At 39.8% G+C, this 12,632-nt stretch carries 9 protein-coding genes; 6 read left to right on the forward strand and 3 right to left on the reverse strand.

Going from position 1 to position 12,632, the window contains the following annotated elements; genetic code table 11:
• The first annotated feature begins 13 nt into the window (after positions 1 to 13).
• The 4 genes from KZC02_RS31045 to KZC02_RS31060 all read left to right on the forward strand — a co-directional run bounded on the left by KZC02_RS31045 (position 14) and on the right by KZC02_RS31060 (position 5,315).
• Positions 14 to 1,216 carry an acetate/propionate family kinase gene (locus KZC02_RS31045; RefSeq protein WP_221392203.1) on the forward strand — a complete coding sequence of 401 codons (1,203 nt, stop codon included), beginning with the start codon at positions 14 to 16 and terminating at the stop codon, positions 1,214 to 1,216.
• A gap of 116 nt (positions 1,217 to 1,332) precedes the next feature.
• Complete coding sequence (locus tag KZC02_RS31050; RefSeq protein WP_221392204.1) at positions 1,333 to 1,908, forward strand: porin family protein; 576 nt, start codon at positions 1,333 to 1,335, stop codon at positions 1,906 to 1,908.
• 389 nt (positions 1,909 to 2,297) lie between these two features.
• A complete protein-coding gene (locus KZC02_RS31055; protein WP_221392205.1) occupies positions 2,298 to 4,610 on the forward strand; it encodes a heparin lyase I family protein in 2,313 nt (770 codons plus the stop codon).
• Positions 4,611 to 4,967: 357 nt separating this feature from the next.
• Complete coding sequence (locus tag KZC02_RS31060; RefSeq protein ID WP_221392206.1) at positions 4,968 to 5,315, forward strand: hypothetical protein; 348 nt, start codon at positions 4,968 to 4,970, stop codon at positions 5,313 to 5,315.
• A 102-nt stretch (positions 5,316 to 5,417) separates the two neighbouring features.
• Here KZC02_RS31060 and KZC02_RS31065 read toward each other — a convergent pair whose 3' ends face one another.
• The gene (locus KZC02_RS31065; RefSeq protein WP_221392207.1) at positions 5,418 to 6,197 is read right to left on the reverse strand and encodes a peptidase E; all 780 of its coding nucleotides are present in this window, start codon (positions 6,195 to 6,197) and stop codon (positions 5,418 to 5,420) included.
• A 109-nt stretch (positions 6,198 to 6,306) separates the two neighbouring features.
• Here KZC02_RS31065 and KZC02_RS31070 point away from each other — a divergent pair, with 109 nt between their 5' ends.
• A complete protein-coding gene (locus tag KZC02_RS31070) occupies positions 6,307 to 8,064 on the forward strand; it encodes an ABC transporter ATP-binding protein (RefSeq protein WP_221392208.1) in 1,758 nt (585 codons plus the stop codon).
• Here the strand turns inward: KZC02_RS31070 and KZC02_RS31075 are convergent.
• Together KZC02_RS31075 and KZC02_RS31080 are read right to left on the reverse strand one after the other, a co-directional pair.
• The gene (locus KZC02_RS31075) at positions 8,061 to 8,834 is read right to left on the reverse strand and encodes a tryptophan-rich sensory protein (RefSeq protein WP_221392209.1); all 774 of its coding nucleotides are present in this window, start codon (positions 8,832 to 8,834) and stop codon (positions 8,061 to 8,063) included. The two genes, KZC02_RS31070 and KZC02_RS31075, sit on opposite strands and share 4 nt — an antisense overlap.
• 127 nt (positions 8,835 to 8,961) lie before the next feature.
• Positions 8,962 to 10,368, reverse strand: coding sequence for a Gfo/Idh/MocA family protein (locus KZC02_RS31080; protein ID WP_221392210.1), 1,407 nt, complete (start codon positions 10,366 to 10,368; stop codon positions 8,962 to 8,964).
• A 241-nt stretch (positions 10,369 to 10,609) separates the two neighbouring features.
• Here KZC02_RS31080 and KZC02_RS31085 point away from each other — a divergent pair, with 241 nt between their 5' ends.
• Positions 10,610 to 12,382, forward strand: a complete 1,773-nt coding sequence (locus KZC02_RS31085) for a tetratricopeptide repeat-containing sensor histidine kinase (RefSeq protein ID WP_221392211.1) — start codon at positions 10,610 to 10,612, stop codon at positions 12,380 to 12,382.
• Positions 12,383 to 12,632 lie beyond the last annotated feature (250 nt).

The raw sequence follows: 12,632 nt of genomic DNA on the forward strand, positions 1-12,632 counted from the left end.
TTAAAATTCATTCATGTACATACTGATCATAAACGCCGGAAGCAGTTCACTGAAATACCAGCTATTTAACATGCCCTCTGAAAAACCGCTGTGCTCCGGGCTCATTGAAAAAATAGGAGCAGAAGGTTCTTTTATCAAACATAAAATTTTGGCTGGAAACGATCATGAAGAAAAGGTAATTGAGGATAGGGACTTTGTCAGTGATCATGCTGATGGCTTAAACAGGGTGCTTGCACTATTGATGCATTCCAATGACGGAGTAATCAAAAACCGTGATGAGATCATTGCCGTTGGCCACAGAGTGGTACATGGTGGAGAGTATTTTTCAACGGCTACAATTATTACAGAAGATACCAAAGACAAAATTCAGGAGCTTTCCAGGTTGGCTCCTTTGCATAACCCGGTTAATTACAGATGTATAGAAATTTCTGAATCTACTTTTCCCTCCGCATTACAGGTTGCTGTTTTTGATACAGCTTTCCACCAGACGATCCCGGAGCCTGCTTATCGCTATGCCATACCTGAACCGTTATATAGTGAAGAAAAAATCCGTGTGTATGGTTTCCATGGTACCAGCCATTACTATGTTAGCCAAAAGGCAATGCAGTGGCTCAACAAACCGGACGCCAAAATTATCAGTATTCATTTGGGTAACGGATGCAGTATTACGGCAGTTAACCAAGGTAAATCTGTTGATACAAGTATGGGTTTTGGTCCGCTAAGCGGGCTGATCATGGGTACACGCTCCGGTGATATTGACCCCTCCATTATTTTTCATTTGATAGACCAGATGGATTACAGTGTGGAGGAGGTCAGTGAGCTTCTGAACAAAAAATCAGGTTTATTGGGAGTCGCCGGAACAAATGATATGCGCGATGTCAGGAAACTACTGCAGGATGGAAGCAAGTCCGCACAGCTGATCCTGGATATGTACGCGTACAGAATCAAAAAATACATCGGTTCCTACATGGCCGTTCTAAACGGGGCTGATGCAATTGTATTTACGGCCGGCGTAGGTGAAAACGACAGTGCGATTCGGGAAAGCATTTGCTCAAATCTGGAATATCTCAACCTTCATCTTGATAAGGCTAAAAATAAAATACCCTCTGATCAGATCAGGGAGATAAATGTATCAGGGTCAGCCCTGAAGATCCTTGTTATTCCAACTAACGAAGAACTGGAAATTGCTCAGCAAACATATTATCTGTGCAATTAATTTAACATATTTTAAAAATTTTTAATAACTGGCATGATTTTAGAAACCGAGGTATAATAATAATTAATCAGTTTCAGGTTACCGTAATAAGGTAATCCATTTAAATTTTTTATAAAATGAAAAAATCAGTCTTTACAGTTATTTTGTTTTTTGCAGTTCAGTTTGCATTTGCGCAGAAATTTAGCCTTGGGCCAAAGGCAGGAGTTAATATCAGCAACTATACTGGCGGTAACATCGAATCGGATGTGTTGGTAGGCTATCACATTGGAGGTGTTTTGAATTATGGTTTTGGAAATGTTTTTTCCATTCAGCCGGAAGTACTATTTTCTACACAAGGAGCCAAAGTACAAAGCAACGGAAGCAAAAATGATTTTAAGGTAAGTTATATTACAATTCCTGTTATGTTCAAATTTAAGGCCAACGGAGGATTTTATGTGGAAGTAGGGCCTCAGGCCGGATTTAGGATTTCCTCAGATATACCTGACCAGACCATCAATAATTTTGCAAAAAACCTTGATTTATCACTGGGAGCAGGTTTAGGCTACCAGTCAGCGATTGGGCTTGGTGTGGGAGTTCGTTACATTGCCGGTCTTACTATGGTTGGGAATTTTTCAGGACAAAATATTGATCCGGATTTTAAAAACAGTGTTATCCAGGCAAGTATATTCTGGGCAATTCCATTAGTGAAGTAACAGTTATATATCCGTTTTAAGAAGCGGCAGATTTACCTCTAAAAAAGGTGGGTCTGCCGCTTTTGTTTTATTCCTCCTTCGGCCAAAACTGCCATGTTGTAGTAGTTGATATCACCAAAAACCATAAATAAAATATTTTTAAATTATTCTATACAATATATCAAATAATACTACAAATATACTACATTTGTAGTAGAGATATGTTTGTAGAATAAATTCCAAAATTTCAAGGTGCACTGACTAAGCAAAAGTTGTTATAACCGCCTAACGACTTACAACAGTTCTGGGTAATGATTTGAGCTTAAAAGATTTTAGCGGGTTTTTTCAAAGTTTATAAGACACTTACAGTTTGGTTACATCTTCAATTCCTAATTAAACTATTTTAAAACATGATGCATTCGAGACGGGAATTTCTAAGAAAAACTTCTATGGCGAGCATGATGCTTGCGACGATTCCACAGATTTTTACACCGACAAACGTTGCTGCGAAATCAAGGGTTTACAAAAATTTAAAACCTTTAAATAATTTAAGTAACAGCACATTAAGCGAAAATATTGTTTTCAACCGAGCGTCTTCCGCAACTTATTATGAATCAAATGGTTTACTTACTTACGCACAGCAAAATTTATTTACATACAGTCAGGATTTCACAAATCTGAACTGGGCCAAAACAGGTATTACTGTTGGTCCGTCCGCGGTTATAGCCGCACCGGACGGGACTTTTACAGCTGGAATGGTAAAAGTATTAAATGTTTCTGGCGAGCACAAAATCGGCAAAAGCATTGATGTAAGTCAGGGTATTATGCATACGTGTAGTATTTATTTGAAAGCAGGAGCATGTACAAAAGTTCGTGTTGCATTTAGTAATGATGAAAGTTATACGGGCGGCAGTCCACGCTTTAATATAAATTTAAGCAATGGAGTAATTTCTTCCAAAACATCTAACGTGATTAGCTGTTCGGTTAATAATGCAGGGAATAAATGGTGGCGAATTGTATTTACAGCAACTCCTGATCTGGGCTCTTTATCTGGTTTAAGTTTATTTATGTTAAATAATCTCGAGGAATCAGTTTACGCCGAAAGCACTTGGATGTATATATGGGGCGCACAATTTGAATCTGCACCGGTCGCATCCCTATATTATCCGACTGCTAATGTTACTTATTCTGCTCCGCGTTATAATTATGATCCTAATACACTGAGCCTAAAAGGGCTTATGATTGAGCCGGCTTCGACAAACATGCTGAAAAAATCAATCAAACTGAACGATACATCAATTTGGTTATACCGTAATGTCCTTCTCCAGCCAGAAACGGTTTTATCTCCGGACGGCGTTTCCAGGGCAGTGAAACTTATGGAAGACGGCCTGTCAAATTCACATTATATCCGGCCGGCAATAAAGCCGGCTGTTGTCCAGGGCCAGCAGTACACTTTCAGCGTTTTCGTAAAGGCGGGGGAGCGTAAATGGATGTATTTTAATCTGGAAGGGGCAACAATCCATTTTGATCTGAATGACGGAACGGTGAGCAGAAGTGTGAACCCTGCTTTTCAGTCGGCAAATGTGGAGATAATCGGTAATGGCTGGTACCGTATCAGCGCAACACTTTTTGCGGCAGGATCGGTAATGGATACAAGTATAGGAGTAGAAGTGACTGAGAATGTGAGGGTTTATAAAGGTGATGGCGTCAGCGGGATTTATGTATGGGGCCCGCAGCTTGAAACAGGAAGTTATGCGAGCAGTTATATCCCAACAGACACCAAACCTGCCACACGCAGTACGGAAACCTGCTCTTTGCTTGCACCACCAACTTCGTCTGTCAATGATATTATGATTCAGCGTACAAATGGTGGTATGTGGGTTAACAATATTTCCGACAACTATAACATACCCAATTCCAGATATGAACTGCTGACAGGCAGCTTTTGGGAAGCAGGTGTACCAGCCGGCCAAAAAGAAGAAATAGCAGAAAATATGTTTCCCCCGGATTACATCAATGCTGGTTTCAGTACTGCAAAGGTTAATTTGTTTGGTACCGATTACCGTGTTCAAAGTCCGAATAAAGAATATTCTGTTTCACTTGCAAAAAACAAGACCTGCCAGCTTTATAAATTTCAGCTTAACTCAGGTGACCAATGGTCAAGTGATGCAGGCAAAGATAAAGAACGGTCGGAGTTATATTCATTGACAAAGATGCCGTTTGATCAGGATGTGTGGCTGTCTTATGCAGTGAGGGTGGCTCCCGGCGCTCCGGTCTCCTCGGCTTTTTGTCATCTTGGCCAGTTTCATGCTACGGAAGATAGCGGCGAGGTAGCGTCCGTACCGGTTCTGACATTCCGTTTTAAGGGGGAAAATGCGCTGCAAATTACTACTTGTGCCAACACTGAGAAAATTGCGAAAGTCAATACTACGGGTGTAATTCGTTACAATGGCACACTTCAGCGTGGTGTATGGGTCAGAAATGTTATGCGGATACGGTTTTCACCAACGAACGGACAGCTGCAATGGTGGGAAAATGGAGTCGAAAAGCTGAATCTGAGCGGAGTCGGAATTGGTAACAATGATACTGTCGGCCCTTATTGGAAGTTTGGGATTTACCGTACCAGATCGGTAGAAACACTCATTGCTGAATATGCCAACATGGAACTGTCTACAACGACTTCCCTCATCTCACGCGTTACAGAACCTTTGCTGATTAGTTAATAACACACTTTTTTAACATATAGTGAAATAATTTAGTTGAGTTTGCAACAGCTTACTGGTGAGAATTCTATATTCATTTTTTAAATTGAGAAGTCCGGATATGGTTGTATATCCGGGCTTCTCAATTTAGTTTCTAAGTGTAGGGATAAGATAAGGTACGGTTTTTTACAAATTTCTGTTAATGGTTTTGGAAAGTAGCCAGACCTGATAATAAAAATAATAATGAATCAGCCATTTTGAGCCTGATGCAAATAGTAAAAAACAATTTCAATGAATACCTTAAAAATAAGAAATAGTGCACTACCATTCCTGATTGTAATTTCTATTACAATTTTTTTTACGTCCTATAGTAAAAAAATGAGATTTGAAGCATCCCGTGAAGCACCAACCGCCGAGGGAGCTGTAAAATATAAAAAGGATAAAAACGATAATTACAATATTGATCTGAACCTGACCAATATGGTTGATCCTGAAAAACTGGATCCGCCTAAAAATACTTATGTTGTGTGGATGGAGACGGAAAGGAATGGAACCATTAAAATCGGCGGCTTAACAACGTCAAGTGGAATATTTTCAAAAAAGCTGAAAAGTTCGCTGGAAACCACAACACCCTATAAACCACTGATGTTTTATATTACCGCCGAAAACAGCAAAGAGGTTGAGCGACCGGGATTTCAAACTGTCCTGAAAACCAAACATTATTAATTGTAACCTGAATGAAATTGCATTATCAATTTCATTCAGGTTATTACTTATGTTAAGTGCATTTTAGGGGTTGATTACGAACGGAAAACAAGTGTTTCTGATTTATTTAAGAATTTCCTTTGGCAAAAGTTTTTCATTCACTTCACCATTTTCCAGCGACACAAAATAACAGTTGTTTTGGTCATCCAGTGCTACCACTTTTTTCACTTCATTGTCTTCAAAATAAATTCCGGCTTTGTCGTCACATGCATATCCTGCTTTGTATTCTTTACTTTTAATCTTGGACCAATACAACGGTTTTCTTTGTGGTTCAGCATGATAATGAGGGCAGTGACTGGTTTTAATGAATCCCAAACCATCCACTTTCGACAATTCTATCGGACGCGAATCGGTAGTACCGTGTTCAAACCAGCATAGCGAGCCTGCACTTCCTCCGGCAAGTACAATTCCTTTCTCCCAGGCAGTTTTTAGTATTTCGTCAATTCTGTGCGCTTTCCAGATCACCATCATGTTAAGCGTATTACCGCCACCTACTATTATCGCATCCATTCCCAGCAACACTGTTTCAAAGGATTCTTTCTGTGTGTATGATGAAACGAACATCCGTTGTACAAATGGCCTGACCGGCAGGTTGGCACAGGAATCGTACCATCTAACTATGTTCACAAGGGAATCTCCGGTAGCTGTGGGCAAAAAGCAGATCTTGGGATTTTCTTTTCCTGTCAGCGAAGCTATGTACATGATGAATTTACTATCCATTGATCCGCCGGTAATGAATATTTTCTTTTTAGTATCAGTATAATTCAAAGCCTGTGAAGCCAGTGGAAGGCTAACCGAAATTGCAGTACTTGCACCAAGTTGTACAAATTTTCTTCTATTCATGGTCTAAATGGGAGATATGTTGAACGATTTGATAAAATCATTTTAATATAAACTATATTATCGACTTGCTACATGCAGGAAGTCAGATTACAATCATAATCAATAAAGAATGAAAATCCTTTGGAAATATCTAAGGCCCCAGCGTAAACTAATTTTTATCTCCTTATTTCTGGCCGGTACAGCACAGTTACTGAATCTTTTAGACCCTATTATTTTCGGGAAAATTGTTGACAATTACGCTGAAAACCCAGGAAACCTGACCGAAAGTGAGTTAATAAACAACGTAATGTATTGGCTGGCTGTTGCCGTGGCAATTGCTGTACTGGCCAAATTTTTCAAATCTGCGCAGGAATACCTTACCCGGAAAACAGTTGCGCATTTTGGCATGAGCATTTTTAATGACGGACTGAAACAAACCCTGAGGCTTTCATTTCAGGAATTTGAAGAAAACAGAAGTGGTACAACTTTGTCCGTTCTTCAAAAAGTAAAAACAGATACGGAGCGTTTCGTCAATTCTTTTATCAATATACTTTTTTCTTCCCTGGTCGGTATTGGTTTTTTGCTCTGGTACAGCATTAACAAAAACTGGATGCTTATACCTGTCTTTGTTATTGGTGTGCTTGTGTTAGGATCGTTGACAGGATTATTGTCAAGAAAAATAAAAACCATACAACGAAGTATTAACAAACAAACCAATACACAGGCCGGGATTATTACAGAAAGCCTAAGAAATATTGAACTGGTAAAAAGCCTGGGACTTACCTTTTCTGAGATCAGGAGGTTGAACCAGCAAACACTTGAAATATTTCAGCTGGAAATGTTCAAAGCGAGGAAAGTCAGCCTGCTCACTTTTTTGCAGGGCGTAACACTCAATCTGTTAAAGCAATCCATACTTTTTATCCTGTTGTGGCTGATCTTCCGGAAAGTATTGAGTACGGGCGAGCTGATTGCCATGCAGTTTATTTCAACTGCTATCTTTGGCCCTTTGCAGGATTTGGGAAATATGATCCTGCAATACCGTGAGGTGGATGCATCTTTAAAAATTTTTGATCAGCTGATGCATAAACCGATTGAACAACGCCCGGAAAATTCCGTTGAACTGGGGCCCTTAACCAGTCTCAAATTTGATCATGTTATTTTCCGGCACAAAAGCTCGGGTTACAACGCAATTGATGATATATCTTTCATGGTAGAATCCGGGAAAACCATCGCGTTTGTAGGCCCGTCAGGTTCCGGAAAATCTACACTTGTCAAGTTACTAATTGGGTTATATTTACCGGTTGGTGGCAAAATAAAGTTTAACGAAGCGGATTCTTCAACGATCCGCTATAATCCGTTGAGACGTCAAATTGGATTTGTTACGCAGGATACGCAGTTATTTGCCGGTACAATTCGCGACAATATGTTATATGTAAAACCTTCAGCGACAGACGAAGAAATTCTGGAAGCATTAAAAAAAGCTTCGGCGAGTGGACTGATTGCAAAAGCTACTGGTGGTGTACATACTATGCTCGGGGAAAATGGCATGAAACTTTCAGGTGGTGAAAAACAAAGGATTTCAATTGCAAGAGCATTACTTCGCCAGCCCAGGCTATTAATTTTTGATGAGGCTACATCCGCTCTGGATTCGCTGACGGAAGAAGATATTACGAGCACAATCAGGAATATTTCAACCAACAGGGAACAGATGACAATCCTGATCGCACACAGGCTTTCGACTATTATGCATGCAGATGTGATCTATGTCCTGGAAAAGGGAAAAATAGCAGAAACCGGATCGCATGAAGAATTACTGCTTCAAAAAGGATTGTATTATGCCATGTGGAGGCAGCAAATCGGAGAAAGAAGAAATGCAGTTATAAGTTAAATAATGAAGGGGTTTTTTCTGTTTTTATAACCGTGAACTAGACCACTTAGTATAAGAATTGCAGTAACGTTAATTGCAGCAAAAGCAACCGATTGCGTTTTGTTCCAATTTGCACTGGCAACTGCGGCCAATCCCCATGCACCAACAAATGCTGCTTCACGCATATTTCTGTTCCAGGTTATGAATAGGTAAGCTGCACCGGCTACGCAGATCATCATGATAGTCCAGCCAGTATCAGAAATACCGAATCCGTTCCATTCAATTTTGGTTAGATATGCCGCCGTATTGGCTATGACAGCCACCATGATCCAGCCCAAATATAAAGAAAAGGGCCACCAAACCAAAGCAACTCTTTTGAATGGAACGAGATCAAGTTCCATTCTTGTCAATATTATGATCCGCAGTAAACTAACAAGCAAAACAATCATGATCAGCACAGAAGCCCCGGTAAATTCATAAAGCCAGGCCAAAATCCATAAACAATTAGCTACACAGGAAATAACAAAAGCCCAGCCAATTTCTTCCACGATTGATGGAGTATATCCTTTTTTAAATAATCCTTTTCCTTGATGAATAACAAATGCAATTAATCCGATATAAATAAATCCCCATATTGAAAATGCATATCCCGACGGAGTAAAAAGATTTTGGTACCGCGCAGAAACCGTCGCCATGGTATTTCCATTAAACACGCCTGTATTTGACAGGTAATTCATGATGATCGTAATGATCAGCGCCAAAATGTTTGCAGCTTGCAGTGTTTTCTTCATCAGGTCGTTTAAAAAAATCAGTTATAATGTGCAGTATAAAAAAATGATTCCACCTCATCCTGTAAAGGCAAAACTCTCATTTGAGACAAACTTTAAATTGCCTTAAATGAGAGTCGTTTTCTGATCATTAAACTGTTTTTACGATTTTCATTTCTTCGGGATTCCAGTTTACAACCGTACTTTCGAAGTAACTCTTATTGGAAAGTAAAGCCGGGCCAGCTGCTCTTAGACCAAAAACTGCATCTTCCAGAACTGGTTTATTATTCCGCATCGCATCAAAAAAGTTGGCAAAATGATCCAGGCGGTCATCGTATCCTTCCGGTGCTTTATATTCTTCAAAATCCGGTTCTGACATTTCTGGTATTGCAGGATATTTTGTGCGGTATTCGGCTAAAAATTTATCCTGTAACGCTTTTGGAAAAGTATCAATGGTGTAACCTGGCGCTTTTGCCATCTTTTTCTTTTTAACTGTAACCGTATTTCCGGATAGGGTAATTTGTCCGTCGGTACCAACAAACCTGAATCCTGAACCTCCGCCTGAACCATCAGCAAAGTTGACCCTTAATGTTAAGTTGAACGCGGGATGTGAGGCGGTTTTCGGATAATCATAAATGCCAACCATAACATCGGGGACATCCCGGCCATCTTTCCAGTAACGCAGCCCGCCGCTGGTCATAATACGAGTAGGCCCTTTGGAATCCAGGATATAATGCATACCCGAAAACAAATGCACGAACAGATCACCGGCAACGCCCGTACCATAATCCTGATAATTTCTCCACCGGAAAAACCTCAGCGGATCGTAAGCCATCTTTGGTGCTTTATTGCTCAGGAAACGGTTCCAGTCAACGGTTTCAGCCGATGCGTCCGGCGGCAATGAATATTGCCAGGCTCCCTGTGCGGAATGCCGGTCGTAATATACTTCTACAAAATTGAGCTCGCCAATTGCACCAGCTTTATATAATTCTTTTACCTTGCTGTAAACGATGGAGCTCACACGCTGGCTGCCAACCTGAAATACTTTTTTAGACTCACTCTGAGCTTTGATCATATCATATCCCTGCTCAATTTTGTGCACCATCGGTTTTTCACAATAAACAGCTTTGCCTGCTTTCAGTGCTTCAATTCCAATCTGTGAATGTAAGTGATCAGGCGTGGCCAGAATAATAGCATCGATATCCTTGCGGTTTATGATTTCAGAATAGTCGCGTGTTGTTTGTATATCATTGCCAAAAAGCTCTTTTGCACGAACCAAATGCCCGTCGTAAACATCTGCAACAGCCATTAATTTTATACCGGGAAGTTTTAATGCCGTCCTGGTATCGCCCATTCCCATAATTCCGGTTCCGATACACGCAATCTGAATGTTGTCGTTTGCAGAAATTTTCCCGGTATTCCATGGTATTTCATGCGAAGAAGATGATCCTGTATTGCCGTTTGCTAAAAGTGAATGAACAGGACTGGCAGCCAGCAGCATTCCGCTTCCTACCTTTTTAATAAAATCCCGTCTGTTTTTTTCATTGAACTTTGACATAGTAACCGCTATTATGTTGATTGAAATTAATGACTTTTCAAAATTATAACAGAGAACGCATTAATAGCGGGTTTTGAATTAATATATCTATATCAGCGCAGTTTCATGACAAATCATCATCAAATAATTACTATTCCATTGAGTTTTTTAAAGAAATCGTATTCCCTGAGTTTTTAAATTGGCATTTTGGACAATGCAAACATTATATTTGGCCTTTTACTCAACGAATAAAATAACCACAATGCATTTTTCCAAGGCAATTGTATATGCTTTTGTACTGATTTTTAATTTAATCCTGTTTTCGGCTACTGGCCAGGTCGCTGAAATCAGGAATTTGCAACAACAACTTCCAACAGTAAATGACAGCCTGGCTTATGTGGATGTTTTGAATAGAATTGGCTTCCTGACACACATGAAAAGTGCTGATAGCTGCCTTCAATATGGAATGCGCGCCAAATCTATTGCTGACCGGTTGTCCTATTCCAAAGGGAAAGCCGATGCTATCGTAAATATTGGCTCAGCACTTTATTTAAAAGGATTATATAGCCAGGCACTTTCCCTGTTCACCGATGCCATGATGATCTACGATGGCATTGATGACCATGCCGGCGTTATGCATATGTATATGAATTTTGCCGTTGTGTATGAGGTTTTGGGGGACACAGCCAATGCCGTCAAATTTTCGAAAAAATCCATGTCCAGGATTAGCCGGGTCACGAACGATTCTTTGCTGAGTATGCAATTTGCCAATTACGAATATTTCATGCCAAAAAGCGATGCTGATTCTTCCAGGTATTATTTGGACAAAGCAGAAAAAATAGCGATCCGTTACAAAGACGACAGAGTTTTACTTGTGCTCGATCAGTTGCGTGGTGAAAAGCTGGTAGAAGCCGGTAAATTTAAAGAGGCATTGCCGCTCATCCTGAAATCGCTTTCAACGGCGCGGAGTCAGCAGCTGGAATACCATGAAATTACCGGACTGGATTATTACGCGAATTATTTTCTTAAGCAGAATCTGGTCGACAGTGCCATTATATGTTATAACCAGAGTTATCAGATTGCATTAAAAAGCGGATTTCTGACCTTCAAAACGGAGATCCTGAAATCCATGCTTCAGGCTTATAAATTAAAAAAAGATGAGATTGGTACTGCCAGGGTCAATGCACTTTTGGTGAAAGCCCTGGAGGAAGAGGGGAGAAGTAATAAGAATTTTGCCGGGGATTATATTTCATATAGTAATACTGAGCGGGAATTGCGGGAGCTGGAAATGAAGCAGGCAAATGACCGCCGGATCATCTTTGTTTTGGTAGTATTTTCTTTCATTGCCCTGGCTGCAATAGTGTATATATTGTACCTGAACAAAAAATTGAAATTAAGTGCGGATGAGCATATTGCGTTAAATCAAAGAATAACTTCCCAAAACGAATTATTGGTAAAAGCAGACCAGTTTAAATCGAATCTGATTTCTGTGCTCGCCCACGATTTCCGTTCGCCGCTTGCTTCAACAATGGGTATGATACATGTGCTGAAAGACCAGGAATTTGAAAAAGAAGAACTTGACGTTTTTTATGATTCAATTGAAAATGAATTACATGAAACTCTTTTGACATTTGACAACATTTTGCAGTGGGTCAAAAAGCAATATTCCGGTTATGTGTATAAACCTGAGCGGGTATTACTAAATGACTTGATTGAAGAAGCAGCGTCAGTGCATAAAAACCTGATCAATGACAAGCAGATTGCCATAATCAATCTGGTGCCGGAAACCACGGAGCTGTATACCGACAAGGAAATGATTCAGTTCATTAATCGCAACCTTCTGCACAATGCGATTAAATATTCCCCTCAACATGGCAGCATTGTAGTTTCAGCATTTACAACTGATGATGAACTTGTAATTTCTGTACATGATGAGGGTTCAGGCATGACACAGGAACAGCAGGAACAACTGTTTTCTTTTAATAAAGGAAATGCTACGGATAAAAGCGCAAGGAGTTGCCCTCACTATTTGTAAAGAATTTATTTCCATCTTAAATGGAAGAATTTGGACTGAAAGTAATGCTGGAAAAGGCACAACTTTTTTTACGCATTACCATTGAATCCGGAATCTTAAACTATTCAACAAGTGTAATAATTCAGATTAAAAATTTAATTTAAGTACGAAACCGCATATTCAACCAAATCTGGATAATCAGATCCAATTTATATGTAACCGTTCAAAAAAAGCAGATTTTCTTACACTCGAAAAAAGCGCATAATTTTAA

The organism is Dyadobacter sp. NIV53 (assembly GCF_019711195.1).
Taxonomy (GTDB): Bacteria; Bacteroidota; Bacteroidia; order Cytophagales; family Spirosomataceae; genus Dyadobacter.

Coding starts and splice junctions, on each gene's coding strand:
- KZC02_RS31045 (WP_221392203.1), top strand. CDS start 14: ATGTACATACTGATCATAAACGCCGGAAGCAGTTCACTGAAATACCAG.
- KZC02_RS31050 (WP_221392204.1), top strand. CDS start 1,333: ATGAAAAAATCAGTCTTTACAGTTATTTTGTTTTTTGCAGTTCAGTTT.
- KZC02_RS31055 (WP_221392205.1), top strand. CDS start 2,298: ATGATGCATTCGAGACGGGAATTTCTAAGAAAAACTTCTATGGCGAGC.
- KZC02_RS31060 (WP_221392206.1), top strand. CDS start 4,968: ATGAGATTTGAAGCATCCCGTGAAGCACCAACCGCCGAGGGAGCTGTA.
- KZC02_RS31065 (WP_221392207.1), bottom strand. CDS start 6,197: ATGAATAGAAGAAAATTTGTACAACTTGGTGCAAGTACTGCAATTTCG.
- KZC02_RS31070 (WP_221392208.1), top strand. CDS start 6,307: ATGAAAATCCTTTGGAAATATCTAAGGCCCCAGCGTAAACTAATTTTT.
- KZC02_RS31075 (WP_221392209.1), bottom strand. CDS start 8,834: ATGAAGAAAACACTGCAAGCTGCAAACATTTTGGCGCTGATCATTACG.
- KZC02_RS31080 (WP_221392210.1), bottom strand. CDS start 10,368: ATGTCAAAGTTCAATGAAAAAAACAGACGGGATTTTATTAAAAAGGTA.
- KZC02_RS31085 (WP_221392211.1), top strand. CDS start 10,610: ATGCATTTTTCCAAGGCAATTGTATATGCTTTTGTACTGATTTTTAAT.